The organism is Paenibacillus sp. Root52 (genome assembly GCF_001426865.1).
Taxonomy (GTDB): domain Bacteria; phylum Bacillota; class Bacilli; order Paenibacillales; family Paenibacillaceae; genus Paenibacillus.
This window is the reverse complement of sequence record NZ_LMFO01000007.1, coordinates 70,435-92,204: the sequence shown is the minus strand read 5'-3', so window position 1 is coordinate 92,204 and position 21,770 is coordinate 70,435. Positions and strand designations below refer to the sequence as shown.

Genomic DNA, 21,770 nt, shown 5'->3' with positions numbered 1-21,770 from the left:
TGTTTTTTTTATGAGGATTATCGTTAAAAAAATATCTAAAAAAATGTGGTTTATTTTAGGAAGGGGATTTATCGATGCAAACGCGAAAAACTACTGTTTTGAAGTTGTATTGGATACCGATTGTGCTGGGATTGATCTCGATGATTTTTGTTTTCTTCATCTGGCAGCAGAATAAGAAGTTGGATGTACTTGAGTCCAATATTGCAGAAATTAAAGAACGTTTAGAGGTTGCACAGTCTGCACAAGAAGAGATAGCGCAACCGTTTGATGCAAAAGAACATGAAGAGACGCTTGAAGCAAGAACGGTATCCGCTATGAAGATTGGAGACGAGATTATTGCTGCAGAGAACGTGCTGACATCGTTTTATAAAACCAATGAAGATTTGCCCGAGGATCAAGCGGCTTATGACAAAATAGTAAAAGAACTTGAACAGGCGAAAGCAGAAAATACGCGTTTGACGAATGCTACGGAAAGCGATCATATAAAAACATGGAAGTTGAATCCTGATTGGAATCTAAAGCTCGAATCTATTGTCACGTACCAGGATACGGATAATGTACCTGTTCTGTTTAGCATGACGACCAAAAGTGGGAAGTCAGCAGGATTGATATACGCTGTTTATGATGTGGCCAATTATAAGTTGACGAACATCAGTCGGCATTACACGAAAGATGGATTAGATGATGAAGTTGATGTTGGGGGTGCATAAATGATGATGAGATTACTTAAAAAATTCAGTTTTGCTTCTGGAATTGCATTTGTAACGGGTTTAGTACTTGTTGCAATTACGTTTTACACGTATTCTAAGCAGCAAATGGAGATCCAGGTGCTAGATGATGAATATTCAAACTTAACGAACCAATTGAATCAAATGGAACAGAATATTAGCTCAAAACAGACGGAAGTACAAGCTCAAAAAACGAACTCTGTTAAAAAAGTGACTGGTCTGGATCCCGAACTTATTCAATCGGATTCGTTAGAAGCGGAGAAGTACTTTGTGGCCGCTTTTAGTTGGAGTAATGGAACGGAATACGAAGGAGTTAGACAGCAATACATAGAATCGCTCGGTGAAGATAATTCGTTTACGAAAACCTATCTCCCGCCGGATACTAAGATCGAAACAAATGATGGAATGTTGTCCTTTATTGATTTCAAAAAGCTACGCACGACCATGGATAGTATTTATGTAGTACCCATTACGGCTGAAGGCTCCCGAGTACGCTATGTGGCTTTTGTACAATACATCATGCACAAGGATGGCAGTGATTTAGCTAACCGGGATGCACTGGAACGTAGTGAAGCCATCATCGAATTTACCGCGGCAGGTGATGCGGGGAATGGTGAGCGGCACATCACGGAGGTTAGTGCTAGAGCGGGGTATAGTGCTGGACTACTTGGGAACTAAATAAAGCACGTTTAAAGGAGCTTGGATGATCGGTGAAAAATAACAAACTTCAAAACAAAACGGAACGGACATTAAATCTTGTTCCGAGTCCAGACGATAATGTTTCCGCAAGTGAGCCTAGTATGAGTAAGACGACACTTATTATGACTCGCGTTGTGGGAATCATCACAGTAGGGTTGAGTGTTTCGCTCTTTGTGCAACTCATTCCGTTTGTATTCCTCTTCATTGCGGGTTATGTAGGCATCCAGCCGACAGCCTCATTAAATAATATGAATGCCATGGTATGGATCTTGTCGTGTGTTACCATTATGCTTGTGACTGTCTATGGCTTTATCACTTGGATGAAATTTATATGGCGGCGCTTGATCAGCCAGCCAAAGAATATTTTATCGTTGATTCAACGACGTAAGAAGGGAGCCGAGTAATCGGCTTCTTTTTTTCGCTCCGTGGATGCGTATAGCGAAGGGCAGGAACGTATAGCCTCTTAGCGGCTTTGCAGCTTAGAGGATGTAGTTAACGCGCTAAGTAGTGTCCAGCGGCGCGTAGCGGCTCTTAGGCGGTGATAGAACCGTCTTAGAGCTGGTAGCGTGAGCCCCTAAATCAATAAGATTAATGACTTTCTGCATCAAACCAAATGTACAGTTGTCCTTTAGTAATGAAGAGCTCGTATAGACAAGTACAAACATCAGAAAAAGTGACTGGGCAAAGCAAGGTTTTGTTTAACAAATGTGATTAATTGTTCTTTCAAAACGCTTGCCCGTCAGTGATATTGATGTATAATTTAATTCATAAGTAGATTATAAAATGAAGTATAGAGGAGCGAATTTACGTATGGCGAGATTCAGAAAAGGTCAAAGTTTTAAGGGACAGCGAGTTCACGTGGCGAACGTATTTGAACAAACGGGTAAAGGAATGACTGGAAAAAATGTGGCTTTTAGCATTTCAAATGATACGCGAGAAGGAGACGATATCTTCACAGATCCGATGCTGGTATATGATAAATACATAGATAATGAAGGCAAGGAGAAACCGACATTTACAGCGGAGTATTCGGCCAAGCAGTGGGAAGCTATTGAAGCAGCAGCGAATAAAGATGGGGATAACTTGGTCATTGAAGCGGATTTATTTATGAATAGAAATGGCAAAGGTCTTCTCGTAAACACCAATACGTTAAAAACACCAGAAGTTCCGTTTAATAGTGAACAGCATAAAAGTAATACGCTTGCTGCACGAGCTTTAAAGAAAGAAGTGAGAGTTGAACAAGAATCGGAAAAACAGAGTGAGACAGAATTATCCTTGTAATTCGAATGAAGGATATAGTAAGGGAATATGAAAAAAGACATTGATGCTTTCTGATCGGTGTCTTTCTTTATGTAAATAGATCCTAATTGATTTTAAAAATATCACAAAAACATTGACTGTATAGATATTTATTGTTTGATTTAAGTTGTTAATGTCTCAAAATGCGTGCTATAATGTGCCTAGATTAACGGGGTACAAGTCCTTCGGTGAGTTACCGAAAAAGAAGGGAAGAACGATAAAATGGAAGTGTTAACGTATAATCGAGCGAGCCTGGAAGGTATAGAAATCAGCCGGCTCTTTGATGTTAAATACAATAAAAGCATCCTCGATGGCGAAGGAAATGCGAAGACCGTTAGTAAGTATCCTGTGGCAGCCGTAATGCACAGTCGAGTGAATCGAGTGAAGTTTTTGTTTGAAAGCAATCTAGCGGGTTTTAAACGTCCATTGATTCATGTTGAAGCAGATGTGGAGATGGCATGGGGAGATTTTGATAATCAAATATCAGCGCTGAATTTCAAACATGATAAGCAAGAATTGCCACTTACATATGTACAACCCATTGAAGATGAAACGATGAAAGTACTGATTGATGCTGGTTTGTACCGGGAGGAACGGTTTGAACAGTTGATGGAAAAGCTAATGGCAGGGGAAACGTTCGATGCTGAAGGAGATATGCAGCTCTCCTATTTAGATGTAGCGGATGCTGCAGGAGAGAACAGAGCGGTACCTGTCGTATTGGTAGATCCCATCAACATTGTACATGAGAAGGAGGATCCATCAGAGCGTACCAATTTAGCTGACCTTGTACGTTTGGCAGCGAAGAATGCTATAGAACTTGAAGCACAAGGTGTCAAAGCTGAATCGTTAGTGGTATCTCAGCAGCAAGTGAAAGAAGTTATGATAGAAACGCCGATTACCGATGTTGTTTCAACACACCATGAGAATCGGGTCATTGAAGAAGTAGATCAGTCGCTCAAAGCAGCATCTGCTTTATTAAACCAAAACATTGATATCACGGATCAAGTACGAAGTACCTTACGTTTGGGCAGTCTGAGCGAGGATGATCGCATTCGTGATTTGAAAGAGCGTAACCGTTTTGCGAATTTAGAAAAACAACAAGAGGAATTATCGGAGAGCGTTCAGAACAATATACAACTCGTACAAACGAGTGAAACGGACGTTCCTTTAGATGCTAAGTTATTCGAAAGTGGTATTGGGTCAAATCGTAGAACTTCTGATTCAAGTGAGGATCGTTCCCATACCGATGATGAACCTAGTTTATAACTTGTAGATTATTTATAAAAAAAGGCGATAGGGATTAACCTTATCGTTTTTTTGTGAGAAAGGAGATGGGGTTGTGGGGTTAAAGCAAGACATCGTCATCAAGAGTGAGTACACAAACAATGCTCGTAGTGAACCTGGCAAAGGTTCTAGAGGATCATCCCCGGGACAATATGTGATGCGGTATATGGCTCGTGAAGATGCAACGGAAGTGGTAGGGCCGGTGAGAATGTCGGCCAAGAATCTACCAGAACAGTATGAACCGTACAACAGTACTGCGTTTACCAGGTATATGGCTCGTGACCAAGCAACAGAAGCACTAATTACTAAACAAAATGAAGATTTTCAAGATCCTGAGCTTCATGGTTCGCCACTTGTTATAAAACATAAATTTCGACAGATTGATAAGTTATCAGGTAGAGCTTTTGGAAGTAGCGGGATGAGCTTGACGCATGATGAATTAAAAGACTCATCAGCTCACATTCAAGATGCTTTTGATGCAGGACATTCGGTACAAAAAATTGTTTTAAGCTTTACAGAGGATTATTTAAGAGAAACAGGGGTTGTAGATCCTGATTTTAAGCATAGAGGGCGGGGCTCATATAAAGGACAGGTAGATCAACTCAAGTTAAGACACGCCGTAATGAAAGGCGTAGAACGAATGACAAAGGTAGGTCGATTTATTCAACCGGAGTGGGTAGGAACCATTCAACTGGATACGAGTCATGTTCATGTGCATATCGCTCTGGTAGATACTCAATTCTCGAGAAGTAGAATGAAAAGCGATGGAGCAGATCGCGGGAAAATTAACGAACGTGAAAAAATGATGCTGCGTAAAGGGATTCATTATGGTCTAGAAGATATGCGGCAGTTGAAGTCATTCAATGCACAAGCTTCATTGGAACGGCGCAATGTAGTCGCGTATGTGAAGGATTATGCGTATGCCACGATGCAGGAGAATACGGCTATCCAGCTCCTGCTGGCGGGTTTACCAAAGAATAAGAAGGAATGGAGGTATGGTACCAATCGAAAATCAATGAAGCACTCGAATGCGCTCGCTGCTCAAATCGTGGAAAAGGCATTTGCCGAAGATCCGGATAAAAGTGGTTATACAAGCGCCATGCAATCGGTATATGACTATGCAGAGGAATCCAGTAAAAAAAATAAGCTGGATGCTCGTGCGAAACAGAAACTGATCAAAGTCGGAAGAGAGCGGATCATTGAACGTTCCGTAAATGGACTATATAAAACGCTGAAGGAGATTGATGCTGCAGAACTGAAAACCCGAACACCGATGACGGATGTGCAGTCTAGTTCTGATGAGATATTGGCTAAAACGATAAAACCATCCAAGTCATCAGAGTCCTTTGATCCAGCAGCTTTCACGTTGCGGGTACGTGGCTATCATCAACGTCAAGAAACACATACAGACAGTACAAGTGCGTACTATGCGCTTGCAACAGAGTATGATAACGCTGAAGAAGAAGGTAAGACCGATAAGAGTGCTCAGGCTATGCGGCTTTTTTATGAGGAAGAGCTTCAATACAATATGGGGCTTACGGATAAATATCGTACATTCATGTCCTTTCATCACAACAAAGATGTCGACAAAGTCGAGCGTATGACCCCCAAGTATGATGCATTAGTATCGCGGTATTACCAGATCGTAAATATGGAAAATGAGACGTCTCATGTGAACCAGCAGCTCAGAAATGAGTACTTGCGTGATTTAAGAGCCTATACGATGGATTGCTTTGAGCAAGGCATTGGATCTTTGAAAGAATGGCAGGCGATAACCGATTACAATCGCGAAGCAGGTACGGTAAAAACGCGGTTTGTTCTTCCCGTTCGCCCTAAAACAAAGCTTGAAAATTTAAGTACTAATCATTTTGATTCCGTGAAAGCCTGGGATGTGCATCACCTGGGACTCGATTATTATAATAAAGCCGATTCTCGGATAGACACGAAAAACACTTTGTCCTTTGCGAGTGTATATGAGGCACGTAAACAACGTGCAGAGGCGGCCGAAGTATATGTAAAAGGAACAGGGCAAGAACTATCTGAATTGAGTGCTGCTAGGCGAGATATCGACGATATGAAGCGAGTTGTACAAAAGGCGATAAATGAAGGGTTGATTCAGACTGTGCATCCCGCAGATCTCAATGCAGACGATGAAAGGCAGTTATATACGATTTCGTTGGAGCACTCCGTAGATGTCTCAATCCAGGTACGTCGTAGCCTGGAACATGGGGAGTTGATAGAGCAACTGGAAGAAGAATTGGAGTAGAGGATAAATAGATTGAAAAATAGGTAAAAACAAGATATAAATATTTCTTGTTTATGATATAATAATTTTTGGAAAGTATTGTGTAGTGAGTGTTTTTGTATATACTTCTACAACATATTTAAGTTGAATGGTAGAGAGGGTGAGCCATAATGACAAAAGATTTTGCAATGCTTACGGCGGTTCAACGACTTTCTCAATATTTTACGAGAGAGTTTGCTAGATTGGACGAGGGAATGGAGCAAGCGCATGAATCAGCCGCGCTTAACGAACGAAATATCCGGATCGCTGAGGTAAATGAATTGTCCAGTACGTTAAATGCGTTGTTTGGAACACTTTCAGATCATCCTGATTCGAATTTATTTACGATCTATGTAGATCAGAAAACGGAATCCAAAGAACCTGGTCCTTTAGAAAGTGAAGATGTTTCTGAAAACGAGAAGAAGACATCTAATGAGATGGATAGGAAAGACGAAAACGTTGTGTCGTCTACTGATTCCTCGAGTACGTTATCCCCCTCACAGCAACGTGCGGATGCCATGCTTAAGGAATATAAAGAAAACACCCCGCGTGATATTTCGCAACACTTACCCGGTAATGATAAACCGATAGAGGTACTTGGAGAAGGGGGGACGATAATCCTTCAGGGGGAGGGAATCACTACTGCAGGACAGGCTACCGAGGACATTAGAACGGAAGTGACAGGGATACAGGGAATGGATATTGACCCGGCACGATTTTTGACCAGAAGAAGTACGACTATGGTTGAGGGTTAGATGAGACTGACAGGTAAGCGTTGGGATCGGATAATTCCACCCGATGTAAACTCATATGGCCACATTGCTAAGACTTTGTAGTGTCTGGCTATGTGGCTATTCTTTTGAGAGAGTTGATGATTACATATCTTGCACCTATTAATCCGAAGAAGATACATCAAGATAAAGGAGATACAACGATGGCTATGATACTGGAATCACCAGAATTAGATCTGAGTAATAGAAAGGAAAAAACGTTTGACGAAAAAAAATATCCCTACCTTGCGAAGTACGCGACAGTTATGCAACCACCAAGCCGCCCCGTTATGGGTAGAGAACATGAAATGCGAAGATTACTTGCCTCACTAAATCGAGCTGAACTATCGAACGCTTTTCTACTGGGGGATGCGGGATCTGGTAAAACAATGTTGGTGCAAGGGACGCTGAAAAGAGATACCCGTCGTATGTATGTAGAAGTGGATCTTGCCAAGATGGCGGCTAGTGAACAGGGGGAAGACGGAGCTACGCAAATGGCTTCTAGAATCAAAGGGTTATTTGATGATGCTCAAAAATTCAAGCTCAACTTAAACGAGGAGAAAGCGATTGCTGAATCAATGAACCCGGGTGTCAAGGTCGAGACGTCAGAACTTGTCCTTTTTATGGATGAATTTCATCTTCTCGTTCAGATATCCCCTGCATCTGCTCAGGCGATAAAGCCTGCGCTTGCGGAGAGTGGGCGTCGTGGTATCAAAATCATTGCGGCTACAACGTTTGCTGAATTTCACGAGTTTATCGAAAAAGACCAAGCCCTGATGCAGCGTTTGCAACGGATCAATATCCGAGAACCTGAAAAAGAAACAACGATTGAGATTTTAAAGTCAATTGCAAGAGCGCATGAAGTGTCGGAACAGATTTATGATGAACAATTATATGAATGGATCTATGAGTTAAGTAATCGGTATGTTCCTGCAGATTCTCAGCCGCGTAAAAGTATTTTAATGCTGGATAGTATGATCGGCTGGATGAGAACCTACCCCGAAGAATACAAGATGGATCGGAATCTACTGGCAGATGTCATATATGACAGTACCGGTATACAGGTTTCGTTTAAGATTGACGGTCAATCCATTGAAAAACAATTGAATGAGCGGGTTTTTGCACAAGCATTTGCAATGAAGACCTTAGAGAATCGATTGCAAATTGCAGTAGCTGACTTACACGACAAGTCGAGGCCGATATCCAGCTTTTTGTTTACGGGGCCAACAGGTGTTGGTAAAACGGAAACGGCAAAGGCACTCAGTATGCTCCTCTTCAATGATGAACGTGCGATGATCCGTTTTGATATGTCAGAGTATGCACTTGAGTCCTCGCTCACATATTTTCGCGAAGAATTGACCTATCGGGTGTGGAACCGGTCGCATGCGATCATTCTTTTAGATGAAATCGAGAAAGCTAATCCGGCCATTACACGATTACTACTTCAAGTTCTAGATGACGGCCGTCTTTCGAATGCACAAGGTAGAGAGGTGAGTTTTCTCAATACATATATCATTTTAACCACAAACGTTGGTAATGAGGTCTATGAAGATATTGCTCACTACGCTCAAAGTGATGATGGCTCAGATGGATTACAGAAATATCAGAAAGTTATTCGACGTTCATTAATTCAAAGTCCATCTTTTGCGTCAGAGATTATCAACCGGATGAATTCAATCATTCCGTTTCAACCATTAGCAGTCAGTACCTATATAAAAATTCTGGTCAAAAAGCTAGAGGATCTTCAAACATTGGTGTATCAAACGCATGGTGTAGATCTTCATATTGAATCTAAGGTCGTTGATTATATTGTGCATGACCTCTTTGATGTAGATACCAACTCAGGGGGAGCTCGTGGACTAGTCGTCTTACTGGAGACACATGTCGTTGCTCCGCTATCGCGATATATCAATAAACATCGAGACGTTAAACACATGGGGATCATTGTAAAAGGCGAAATGGCATATGGCAACAAAGAGAAGTTGAAATCATCTGCATACATTGAGATTGGTTCGATTGATCCTAAACAGCTAAGACGTAAGTAAATTAAAATATTCTTAAACATATTAGCTATATGGGTAAAATGACCCAATAAATTTTATGATATTTTTCTATTATTAAAATAAAAATGATACAAAAACGTTGTCTGTTCAGTTAGATTCATATTGTATCGAAAAATTTCTTGTGATAGAATTACTCTAGGCATTACGGCGTATTTTTATCTATTGAGGGGGAATTGGTAGGGAGTTTTGAATTTGATAGCATGCTATCAGGTCACATGAGTTACGAAGATTGGAATTACAAGGATATAGATATGGATGTAAATACCGTTAAAGAAGTGTAGTTGTTACAGCTATAGAATGTTGCATATCTAATATGGAGGTATTGAACAACGAATGGATGTATTGACGTTGTTGCGCGTAGTCAAGCGGTATCCGTTGGTCAAAGGAAGAGAGGGCTCGTTAAATGGGATTTTTCACTCGTAAAAAAAATAAATCAAATGATATGGAAGAGAACAGTAAAAGTAAAGGGAAATTCTTTGGAGGAAGTAAAAAAACGGAGACATTGGTCGAACGGATGCAGCTCGTTGAATCTGTAGCATCTGCGTCACTCGATGTTATGAATGAACTCGTAGAAATGGGTGGCTCGGCTGTACGCGAAGTAGAGAGTGGCCTACTGATTGTAGTAATCACAAACGACATGCTTGTCGCGTCTGCTGTTGATCCAACAAGTGAAGATTTTGGTTCGTTTGCTCAAGCATTACAATCTGAATCGATTGATTCAATTACCTTAGCAGAAGACCTTGCTGATGGCATCATAGGTATTATCCCTTCGATGGATACGCTAATCTCACTGGATGAATTTGAATTCATTCAAGATATGCCGCTGCAGTGGGCCGTTGTTCCTTTTGATCTAACAGACGAGTCTAGGCTCAGATTGTTAGACTCAACCGTTCATCTGGATCGATTGATGGAAATTGCAAAATCATCATCCATTGAGCTGCACCTTGAAGGTAATGTAGTAGTAGACAATGGAGACAGCGAGCCCACTTGGGCTGAAGAAGATGACGACCGCGAAGGTAATGAGGAAAGGGAACAAGATTCTGATTTACATACAGAAAGTGATAACAACGACCCGTATTTTGAACCAACGGGTTCTGATGGTGAATACGATGTATTCTCCTCTGAGAATAATTCCACCTACAGTGATACCAGCGATAACGAAAGAACGGATTATTCAGGTTCGGATTTTTATGGTGAGTTTGGTAAAGATGGTGACGATCTGGATGAAGAAGAAGATCAAGATTTTAGGGATGAGGATCCGGAAGATGATCTAGATGTAGGAGATAGTAGTTTGGAATCAAGTCTCCAACAGTCGAGTTTGACTTCAGAGGAATCGAAAGAGGCTGTCTCCAAAGCGTTGGAACATTCATTCAACAACTCCGAACTAAATCTACATATCGATCTTTCTAAATTCGATGATTATTTTGGTTCGTTATCCGTGGTGAGATTCGATGACAAACCTACTGATGAAAGTGAATTAGAACGAGTCGTTTCCAATTTTAGAAAAGATGCGAATGCAGAGATTGAGAAGTTTCATGAGATCGAGATCGGCTCGTTACGAAATGTGTATGTTTCAAAACTTCGTGAACTCCATTCAAGTTTAGTCGAAGTGCTTGATCATACGAATCAATCGACCATTTATGGTGCACGTTTTGCTGAAATTGACGTTGCTTTTGATGCATCAATGACCGATATGGATCGGGCGTCGGCGAACGAAATTAAGCTAATCAATCAGAACTATAATGAGGAACGTGAAACCTACGGGGAGAATGCAAAACGTGAAGCAATGACCGTTTATGATACCCGCTATCGTGATGAGCGTAATCGGAAGATTGAAGGCGTCAAGGATGCACTGAAGAGTGATGTGAAATTAACTCGGGATGTTGCACGCGGGGAATTGTATCACGATCGCCGGGTAGTTGCTGCGACTCTGTACGATAAGGCATTAACCGAACTGATGCAAAAACTGCAAGATGAGTATCAAACGATTATGGAAAAAGAATTGCAGATGTTTGATACGTTCCGCCAAAAGATCGAGTTGTATTATCGAGAACATTTCTCTGATGAAGTGCTACGGGCTAAAGCGGAGGCAGAGAGACTGAAGCAAAATGATGAAGCGGCTCTGATCCGTAGCGAATTTGAAAAAGTTTTAGAAGCAAAAAATTTGTTGCTTCTTGAAGCGGATAGTCAAGCGCGTTTTGCAATTGAGCAGCTTGAAGACAAACATCAAGAGCAGCTTCGTGAACTGAAATCTGATTATGAACGGAACATGCAACGCGAAAAAAGTGAGATTGAGAACTTGCGTAACAGCCTCCAAAGCGTAACGGAGAGCAGTACGAAAATCGGAGAAACGAAGGATAAAGAGGTTAAGCACCGGTTGAAGATGTATGAAGACCAGATCGAAGCTCAAAGACAAGAACTGTCATATGCAAATGAGAGAGCAGGAAAAGGATTCAAACAATTTTCGCTGGTGTGTGTTGCTATTGGTGCTGCTGCACTTGCGATCGGGATTCTGTTTGGATTCGTGTTTGGAGCAAATTCAGCACATCAGCAAGCCCCTGGCGCTCCAGCAGCTCAAATGCAACCAGTGAGTATGAGTCATGGAGCTGCTGTTCCCTCGTTTGGTATAGAGCATCTGAACGAAGGAACGGCTTAGATTAACAACAATTCATCTCATCATACTGGCGAGTCTATAGAAATGACAGCCAATACACCGTTCCCCATACCGATCCGTCCGGAACCGGTATGGGGAACGTTTCTGTATGCGGTGAAAATTAAATTTTGTATAGAAAGTGAGTTCATTCAATGACTAAATATATCGAATTATATATCTGTAAAATCTGTAGTGAATACTGCGATACTGAAGACTGCTATGTATGTGATGAACCTTCTGGTGTGTTAACTAAAAGAGAAGATAGAAGTGAGCAGGATATTGCTGATATTAAAGAACGATTGCGTGGTATTCAACAAGTGAAGCTATTTCTCAGTTCTTTTGGTGACGCTCCTGCAGAAATCGATACGATTGAATACAGTACAGAGAAATTGTTCTCACTACTACAAACAAATAAATTTGTGTTTAATGGTATTTCGGCCATAACAGTGGGCGGTGAAATGCAAAATTGTGTGGGTGTTGCATTTTTAGAACCAGTTGAGATCCCAAACAATAACGAGCCAGAACCTATATATGGTCTGATGATCCTCACAGACTAATGATTTAAACACTCATCTAACCAAGGAGGATCAGTTTACAGCATCATTGTGGGTTACGTAGTGATCTTTGTGTGGTTCTGAATCGTGAGAAGTGGTTGTTTTAAAGAATTAGGGGTGGTTCAGTGGCGAAGAAGAATGGATCAAAGAATTGGAATCAGATTAAGAATCAAAAGTATACAGACCGAGTAAAAAACCGTGAAGTCCATGAAACGCAGAATATGATACGTGGTAAGCGTGGCGAGGTCGATAAGCCTATTAAGGAACGTATCCTTGCCATCATATTCGCTTCTTTCTTTGCGGGTCTAGGATATATTGTGGGGGCATGTGTCGCTGTAGGATGGCAGTTCTATCGCTTTATTGGCGACTCGGGAGGGACTTCGTTTTTAGATTATCAAATTCAAGAAGAGATATTTACGAATTGGAAGTTGCTAGCTTGGACAGGCGTGATATTTCTAATGTCCTGGTTGATTATAAACGACCGTATGATGGCGTTGTGGCGCTCTAAAAATAGTATGAATGATGCTACAGATATCAATACGTATGAAAATGATCAACACATTGCGCTTCCGGAAGAAATGAGAAGATTGTATGACTGGTTTCCGGATGTCGGAGCGGAGTCTAGTGTCCAAGTATCCAGCATGTTAAGCCATGTGATGTTAAGCAATAAAGGCTTAAAGAGCATTGATATGGTTCAGCGGTATAAGGAAGATATAAAGGAAAATGGGGTAATTGTTGCACTCAAAGGTGAGATCATATACGACGCGAATGGTCAGCCGGTAATTAAAAAAGTGCCTATTGTTGATGAGGAATTTGGGGGCGATCTCTTTACTGCAAGCGGGATACCTGTATCGGAAAAGGAGATTCGAACGCCGGTAGATGTGCGGAAGATTGAATACAATGAATTCGACGAATCCGGACAACGTAGGGATAGAGATAAGCTGCCATATGATACCGTCTCGGAACTGATTAATAATGACTGGACGTTTTTGGAGCATGAAGTACAGCGACCTGCAGGAGCCTATCTCGTAGACACGGCACCGGTGAACACCATGGTCCTGGCGATAACGAGAGCGGGTAAAGGTCAGACGGTAATCGAACCGACTATCGATATGTGGACCAGGGAAAAACGAAAGAATAATATTGTTGTTAATGATCCCAAAGGTGAACTGCTTGTTAAATTTTATGTGCCTGCTACGATACGTGGCTATGAAATTACTCAGTTCAATTTGATTAATCCACTAAACACAGATATATATAATCCTTTGGGTTTTGCGGCTGAAAGTGCTCGTGAAGGTGATTTTACAAAAGCGGCATCCTACATTGAGAATATTGGTGATATCTTCTTTCCTAAGGAAGGCGCGGATGATCCGATGTGGCCAAACGCGGCAAACAATGCATTTAAGCGTTCATCATTTGGTTTAATTGATTTCTACCTAGAAGAAGAACAGAGGATACGTAAGCAGGCTGAGGTAGAGGGATGGCTTGAAAAGAAACTGATGCAAACATTAGACGACTTGTGGGGTGCTGTTTCTCTCTATAATTCATATCAACTCTTTGTCAATCTCTCTGCGAAAAAATCAACGAATCTAGAGATGATTCGTATTGATGAAGACGATGGAGCAAAGGAAAAGGATCTGTTAACGCTCTTCTTTGATGCTACTGCCAAGCTCCCAACAAATGAGATGAGAAAACTGGTTCAGAACGCGGATAATGCACTACGTGCGATGGCTGGATCTGATAAAACGATCGCATCTGTTTACGGAATTGCACTTACAGCGATGTCATTTTTCACAGATCCTACGATTTCAACGTTGACGAGTGGAAAACCCTCTCAGAACTTTGATGCAAAGGGTTTGTCTTTCCCGCGGCGTATAGGCGTAAGGTTTGCTTCAGAGTATTTGGAGAAATATCGTTTAATTGGTTTGCAGTCTGTGTGGTCAGCTTATGAAGATCCTAATTTCGAAAAGCAGTTAGATCAAAAGCTGTTTGGTCACACGCAAATTATAGATCGTCAGGGTTGGGCTCGTTATTTCTTTGATGGTAAATTTCCGAATCGGAAAAGTTATGTGAAACTTGAAATCCGGAATCCAGCTACACAGCTACTTGTCCGTACGTTCTATTTTGAGGTTGAGCTTACGTACAAAACGGATCTATCTGGTCGTCGGTATGTTAAAGACCCGGTGCTGAATACGAAAATTATTAAAGATGGCGCACTTCGTGAAATGCGATTCAATCGGAAGCTAGAGAAGTATGAATACAAAGATACGTTGGTTAAGCGTCGTTATCATGATTTATTAAATCCAGAGTTAGGAGAGCAACTCGTTGAGATCCAAGCGTTTAGCCAGAAGACCGTTAAGTATTCGGAGCGCCCAAAAGCTATATTCTTTATCACGCCGCCTCACTTGATGAGCTATGCTAAATTGATACTCATTTTGATCAAACAGATGGTGGATGTGAATTTCGAAGGTTCATATATGACGAAAGATAATCAAAAGCCGCTGTATAAGACACGCTATATGCTCGATGAGGTCGGTAACTTACAATCGGAGGGGAATGGTATCCCTGCTTTGCAAACGATGCTCTCCATCGGTCTGGGTCAGGATCAGCAGTTCACATTGATTCTGCAGACGTTACAGCAGCTACGAGATGTGTACGGCGAATCGGTAGATAAAATCATTCAAGGTAATACAGAAAACATCGTTTTCCTAAAATCTACGGACGATTCCATGATTGATACCCTTGTGAAAATGAGTGGTACGACGCATGAATCCCGAGTTGATCAAAAAACGATTACGCGGGATAACGATCGTATTTTGTATCAAAATGAGGGTAAGATTAGCTTCACGATGCAGACGAAAGAAAGACCTGTACTACAATTTAACGATTTTATGTTTATTGAGGCACGTAATTCCATCATCATCAAAGCTGGAACGAGCCCAATATGGAACCGTAATGAATCGGCTTATCCGATGTCGTTCCGATTGTTCCAAAATCAGATTAGTCTCCCTGGTAAGAAGTTCAGCCTGCAGACGATACCGACGAATTCATCGGCGAAAGATTTTGATGTTCGAAAGAATCAACCAGACTTTTTCGATATGTTAGAACAACGTTTAAGACAGGCGAAAATGGCTGACAGGATGAAGCAAGCATATTTGGATGCATATGACCTTAGTGAAACAGATCTAATCCGTCTAGACCAGAACGTTGTAGCTGACGATATCATGCATGCTATTAACAGTAGACTTTATAACATTTCACATCGACCTGCAGCCAGTGACGCTTCCAGCGCGGATAGGGATCAGATACCTGAAATGGACGAGTTCGGTACGATATTAGATATGGTCATCGATAACACGGAGATCATGGAGGAAGCTGCAAAAGCGCAGAACGTGCAAAGTGATCATCAACATAAGCGGTATGCGGGTGGGCAAATCAGCCGTGAGGATTTAATTTCGATCGGTGGCCAAGTAAATCGACAGCTCGATAAGGTACTCGCTATAGCCTATGCGGAGTCGAAAGTGTATTTCGAAGATGCCTGGGGTTTCCGTACAACCGATAATGGAGACTTAGAGAGCGACGATGGCATTTTATATGTACGCAGCTCTAATGGAGCGGATAAAGCGGATATTGATGCATTAAATGATGCAGAGCGCAATGAGGAGTCTCGTGTATTCGGTGATGAGAATACTGGAAATGAGACCTTCTATGAGGTGACAGATGCATTCATTAAGTATCTATCTAGTCTTGATTCCTGGAGAGATCTTGCACAAGGACGCTTCGATCAAGAAGCGAATCGAGCATATCAACGGCGTATGCAATAAGGTAAATGAACAAACAAACGGAAGATGCTTTTTTGTTCCATCAGACTGCTGATTGTTTAACAAATGCAAGCCCTAAAGGAGCGAAAGCTCCTTTTTTCTATGGTATAATTGACCCATAAGTGCGTATATAAAACGCTGAGCGTAGAGTGATACGGTCGATATTTCAGAGTTGAAAGGGGTCTCAGTTAGATGATTGGACAGTATGGAAATAATACAAATGATAGACGATACCGCGATCTAGCGGAATACATAACTATGCGTATGCTTACTCAGGTCATGCCAGATTTAAAGAAGCAGGGTATCACCGTTACAGCATCGATTATGCAGCGTTTCCGCGATCGTTGGGAACAGAATGGAACACCTATCAATTTCACGACAATGAAGGTTAAACCAAGCGATGTCGCCCGGTTATTACGGAGTACAGGAGCTTCTTCATTTGGGGAAATTGATGATAACGATAAGTTAGAAGTTGGCATTACTGAATTTTGGAAAAAGTGCGTGGTTGAATATGATCAGGCTGCTGCTCAAGGGAATTACCTGCACGTAATCACTGATCCGGAAATACGGCAGTATGTACTCCAAAATGGTGATTCTCCAATGAGCAAAGCATTTTTCGTTTCAAAAGGAAAATCCCTTCGAGAAATGAATTCGGGAGATGCGGTTACATTATACGATCGTATTGACGTTACATATCGGTATACAAGCCGCATTACGATTGGAGTGGCACCGGAGCGTGCCGGTTCTAATCAAGCAGCGATTGTACAGCCGGGTCAACAATCCAATCGGAGACAACCGTCCGAATCTACAAATGTGGCCTACCCAGAGGATCGTAATGAGAATGGCCAAGTATTGAGTGATGAGAATCTGCTTGGATGGAACGGCGGTGTTATCGAAAATCGTGAGTATCGAGGTCTACGTCATGTGATGGGGGCTTATCTCTCGAAAGTAGATGCAGAGAGTGTTGCTAAAAATTTTGATAGCGGAAAACTGTTTGATGCTGAATTTGCACACAACGGAGCTGAGTTACTGAAGCATATGCGATCCAGTGGCTATGATTTTAGTGTTCGGGATAATGGCAATCGAAATCAGATCGAAGTACGGATGACGGTTGGTGACCGGATCACTGTTCGCGTATTTGATGAAGAAGCCAACGGGAACTATATCGGCCGGATCTACGATGCATCGAACGCCTATTATTTCAATGTAAAAGGTTCAAGAGATGTTAAATCGGCTACGAAGTTCACGGCTGAGGATTCAATTGCGTTACTTGATTACGTGACAGGAAACAAGACTGGACGTGTAACGAAATCGGTGAGTACGGATTCAAGCAGCGTCCAGATTAAGGGAATTGATTCAAAAAAATCGCTGCAAGTAAAACCAATCCCTGGAAGGTACCGTTCACTTGTGTTCGGTAGTGAGGTTGAAGCTAAAGAGTATATTGAAACGGCGATCAATGATGCTCAACGTTCGATTAATAATCAATTTAAAGCGGATGAAATTCAAGGTTTAATTGATAAGAGTTTGGATAATGATGAACTACTCATTACGGGGCCTGAGTTTCAAGGTGAACTGGAGACCATATACTCGGCTGACGATATGATCCGGGAAGCACAGGAACGCGCTGCAATGCTTGCTTATCATTCACAAGATGGTGGTCGTGAGTATTTAGATCGTGTTCAGAATGAGCTAGTAGGTAATTACGAAGACGGCTTTAACCCTGAAGTAGTCATGAATCATATGATGCAAACAGGTCGTGGAAATGAACGAGATGCCATGATGTCTGCATTGAAGACAGTGAAGTATGATATCACCAAAATCAAGGGTAATGACTTTGCTGTCGGTGCGACGCGTGACCGATTGATTGAATTTAATGCTGAAACAGCTAAAACGATTCATGAGATCGAAGATCCAATGTTGAAGCAGGCCCTTCAAACCGTACATGACACGTTGAATGATGGTGGTGTATACGGGGATCGAGGTTTTGGTTTCGATCCTGTTGTAAAAATTGACGAAAACGGGATCATACACTGGGAGGGGATTCGTCGTACCGGCTCAGCTAAAGAAGCGCAAAGATGGCAAAACATTAGTGGAGATATTGGGCAGGTGTTTGTTCCAAACGAGCATGGGATTATCGAAACGAAATTTCAAGGCGGTAATAACTATGGTATTGTGCCAGGCTACACCGGTTATTTCTCCTTTGAAGGTGATTACGATGATCGGATGAGCCGTTTCCGAGTGAAAGGGTTTGAACGGCACTTAACGGAGCAGCTTCGAGCACAGGTGACGCATCAACTCACACGTCCCTTTGATCGAACGATCAGCAATATTCCAACAACCCTCGATGCCAGCAGCATCAATGGATTGTATCACGGTGATGTCTATGGAAAACGGGTGGAGCTTGATTTCATTGAAGTAAACCAGCTCAATATGGAAACCAAGGAAGCGATTCTTAAAACACTTTCAAATCGAGTGCGATTCGATAACCAGTTCTCGGATTTTGCAACCACAAGTGCAGAGACTCAAGCAAACCGTGATCTAGGCGCAGGCGATGATAGTGCTGCATTTAGTTATTGGAAAGTAGCTGGAGAGACCAACATGCGAGTGTTGAGTCAGGATCTTGACAATTATGCAGATACAACGATGACAGGTACCGGAAAAACGCAAGGCTTGATTTGGTACTTGGTGGACGGAGCAGAAGTGAAATCGGATGGCAGCGTGATCCCTTCTCAAGGCATTGAGCTGGAAGATGGTCAAGTGATTCCGGATAAGACAGCACTACAGAAACTCTCGTATTTTGATAATAAAGCACACAACGCTTGGGATCGAAATCAAATGTCTTCGAATCAGCTTATGACTGCATTGAAGGTTGATGAAGGAGTCGGTACAGCTCTAATGAGCTTTGGAGGCTGGACGTTTAACGACAGCTATGCCGTATCTAAAGAATTTGCTGTACGTAATAAGATTTTTGGTAATGATTCGAATGATGTAAGTATGGATGTTCTGAAAGAAACGATCGCTCACGTAGCAGACGGGGGCGACAAGTTTGAAGTTTTGAATGGTACAGGAATGATGTGGTCAGATGAAGTACTTGCTGAAGGAGTACGAGCATGGCGTGCGGGACTCGATGAAGATGTTTCGCTTGATTTTTTCTTAGAGCAACACGGTCGATTCCGTCCATTGCAACGAGGAGATAAGCTGTCTGACTTTGGAGGAAATAAAGGTACGATTGGTATTATCATTGACCGACATATGTCAGATGAAGAAGCCAAAGCACAGAAACTCGATAAGGAAGTCCGTTTTCTACGTGCTAATCCTGATCTGGACGTAGTAAGTGCACCTTATTCCATGCTTTCGCGTCATAATGCAGGAGTCGTAAAGGAACTCATGAGCGGAGAAGTGAAAGACCTCGTAGACCCAGATACAGGTGAAGTTTTCAAAGGCGCGATGGGTAGACTCAATATCATCGTAACGGATATGAAGGTCGATGATAAAACGCATGCATACACCCGTGAGGATGTACTAAGCGGAAAAGGCCGTAAAGCAAGTGGACAACTTGCTTGGGCACTTGAATCTAAAAATGCTACCGGTATTCTGAATGAAATTTATGGTCGTAATGACGCGGCTTGGAGCACATACCGAGAGTACTTAATTGCGACTGGCTTAGATATGAAAGCAGACGGAACCATTTTAAATGGCTATCAGCCGCATGCTGCTGAAGAGAGAAATCATTTTAAATTTGATTCGACCATGGATGCATCTAATTTCTTAGATCAGATTAAGTCCCAGGGAGGCTTCCTGGATGTTCCCTTTGAGGTTCACTTCCAAACCGGTCAATCTTCATCAGAGATCCCTGTGTTGTCAGCGAGCTTACGACAAAACGTGGAATTAATTGACGGTTCGATGCGACGCTCTGATTTTACAAATTATTACGCGAACATCTATGAAGCTGTAGGAGAGTATGAGCAATCAGTAGATGATGAAGGTCGCCGAAAAGCACAGAGTAAAGCTCAGGAGCAGTTTGACAAGATTCAAACTACGATCATCGATCGTCAGTTCAACGGTGGCCATAACGGTAAACATAGCTTCATCCGTGACAAGATAATGGGGAAAAAACAAAGTAATTCCGCAACGGCTGTTGCTATCGTCGATCCTCGACTTAAAATTGGCGAAGGTGCCATGAATCAGAAAATGATGGACTCGCTAAATGTCAAAGAAGGCGAGATGGTCATGGGATGGCGTGATCCAGTCTGGCGTGACGGAGCAATTAGAACTTACAAAGTTGTTAAAGATGATTCGGTTCATGGGATTGCGATAAACCCAGTTGCGGATAAATCGCATGATATGGACCATGATGGAGACACGATGGGTCTAGTGAAGTTTGAAACGGCTGCTGCGAATCGTGATCTTGTGGAGAAGTTCTCCCATTGGTCAAATATGATAGACAAAGGAAACGGCAAAAATCAATTGTATTTCCAAACGGGTATGGATCTGGCTTCTGCTGAAGCTAGAGCCTTTAAACTAGGAGATACTTCAGTGATAGAACTTTATGAACGTGCGGAAAAAAATGCGAAATCGAGTCATTCCAAAGTGTTACAACAATCGCTTCGGGATCTATCGGCATATAGCCACAAATGCTTCCGTGAACATGGGTTTGGTGGTGATTATGTATCGTTGACGGATGATGAATCAGTTCATCGTTCCTTTGAGCAAATGGTAAATAACGGTGCGAAAGGTAACGCGAAAAAGCTTGAAGATTATATGGATTACCACATGGGTGTAAAAACCGATCATGATGCTCGGGAGATTCAGTACGCTACGGGAGTCAAATCGGATGATACGGGTCTAGCCGGTGCGTTTAGCCAAAAGCTTGTTGCCATTATGCGTAATGAAAACATCACGGCTGCGCTTGAATCCATGTACCCATTAACGCAAGGCACTCTGCAAATCAAGCATGATGCTGAGCATGCACGTACAGTAAATGAAATCCTTACGGATGACATGAATAAAACGTTTCGTGGTAAGGATGTAGATAATCCGAAGCGTTCTCTTACACCGAGTACGTTTAAAGCGCAGCTCACGAACATCATGGAAAACAAGATGAAAGTAGATGTGAACGAAGAGTACATTCAAGCTGTAACAGATACGTTGACTTATCAAGGTCAGATTATCCCTCTGAAGGAAGCGATGGCAATCAAAGGTTCCCCGATGGATCGGGTCGCATATGGCGGTGGTTATGACGAACTAAGACGTCTCGCCATGAAAGAAGAATCGCTTTTGGAAGGTGAACAAAATAAGCTGTTTGCTCCTTTCTCCATGCGTAATGCAGATGAACAAACAAAGCTTGCGAAAAAGGATACTCAACGTATGGTTAAACCGGCAATGAACACACCTGTTAACCAGTTGGAGACACATCATGAAGATGTAGAAGAAATGGGAATGAGTTTGTAAGATTCAAAAAAAAGCGAGCTGGTGAAAACCTCCATCCGCTCGCTTTTTTTCATGTAAATATGTTTTAGAAAATATATTAAAAACACTGATAGTATAGTGTTTTTCAAATAACTTGTTTGTGATATACTCGGATATAGCAACTTACCAAATGTTATGGATCATGC

General features: G+C 41.9%; 12 protein-coding genes. All 12 read left to right on the top strand.

Annotated elements, in window-relative coordinates:
• The first annotated feature begins 74 nt into the window (after nt 1-74).
• Entirely contained in the window at nt 75-710 is a 636-nt protein-coding gene (locus tag ASD24_RS09655) for a hypothetical protein (RefSeq protein WP_056694909.1), read from the top strand.
• Nucleotides 711-1,406 carry a hypothetical protein gene (locus ASD24_RS09650; RefSeq protein ID WP_056694907.1) on the top strand — a complete coding sequence of 232 codons (696 nt, stop codon included), beginning with the start codon at nt 711-713 and terminating at the stop codon, nt 1,404-1,406. It begins immediately after the preceding gene.
• Nucleotides 1,407-1,438: 32 nt separating this feature from the next.
• Complete coding sequence (locus tag ASD24_RS09645) at nt 1,439-1,831, top strand: hypothetical protein (protein WP_056694905.1); 393 nt, start codon at nt 1,439-1,441, stop codon at nt 1,829-1,831.
• A 406-nt stretch (nt 1,832-2,237) separates the two neighbouring features.
• The gene (locus tag ASD24_RS09640) at nt 2,238-2,708 is read left to right on the top strand and encodes a hypothetical protein (protein ID WP_056694903.1); all 471 of its coding nucleotides are present in this window, start codon (nt 2,238-2,240) and stop codon (nt 2,706-2,708) included.
• Between the two features lie 240 nt (nt 2,709-2,948).
• Nucleotides 2,949-3,992 carry a hypothetical protein gene (locus ASD24_RS09635; protein ID WP_056694901.1) on the top strand — a complete coding sequence of 348 codons (1,044 nt, stop codon included), beginning with the start codon at nt 2,949-2,951 and terminating at the stop codon, nt 3,990-3,992.
• A 73-nt stretch (nt 3,993-4,065) separates the two neighbouring features.
• Nucleotides 4,066-6,276 carry a relaxase MobL gene (gene mobL / locus ASD24_RS09630; protein WP_056694898.1) on the top strand — a complete coding sequence of 737 codons (2,211 nt, stop codon included), beginning with the start codon at nt 4,066-4,068 and terminating at the stop codon, nt 6,274-6,276.
• 149 nt (nt 6,277-6,425) lie between these two features.
• Nucleotides 6,426-7,049, top strand: coding sequence for a hypothetical protein (locus tag ASD24_RS09625; protein ID WP_056694897.1), 624 nt, complete (start codon nt 6,426-6,428; stop codon nt 7,047-7,049).
• 179 nt (nt 7,050-7,228) lie between these two features.
• Nucleotides 7,229-9,109, top strand: a complete 1,881-nt coding sequence (locus ASD24_RS09620) for an AAA family ATPase (protein WP_056694895.1) — start codon at nt 7,229-7,231, stop codon at nt 9,107-9,109.
• A gap of 421 nt (nt 9,110-9,530) precedes the next feature.
• Nucleotides 9,531-11,783, top strand: coding sequence for a hypothetical protein (locus tag ASD24_RS09615; protein WP_056694892.1), 2,253 nt, complete (start codon nt 9,531-9,533; stop codon nt 11,781-11,783).
• A 149-nt stretch (nt 11,784-11,932) separates the two neighbouring features.
• Entirely contained in the window at nt 11,933-12,337 is a 405-nt protein-coding gene (locus ASD24_RS09610) for a hypothetical protein (RefSeq protein ID WP_056694890.1), read from the top strand.
• 122 nt (nt 12,338-12,459) lie between these two features.
• Nucleotides 12,460-16,158, top strand: a complete 3,699-nt coding sequence (locus ASD24_RS29905) for a type IV secretory system conjugative DNA transfer family protein (RefSeq protein WP_156395403.1) — start codon at nt 12,460-12,462, stop codon at nt 16,156-16,158.
• Nucleotides 16,159-16,347: 189 nt separating this feature from the next.
• Nucleotides 16,348-21,606 carry a hypothetical protein gene (locus ASD24_RS09600; protein ID WP_056694888.1) on the top strand — a complete coding sequence of 1,753 codons (5,259 nt, stop codon included), beginning with the start codon at nt 16,348-16,350 and terminating at the stop codon, nt 21,604-21,606.
• Nucleotides 21,607-21,770 lie beyond the last annotated feature (164 nt).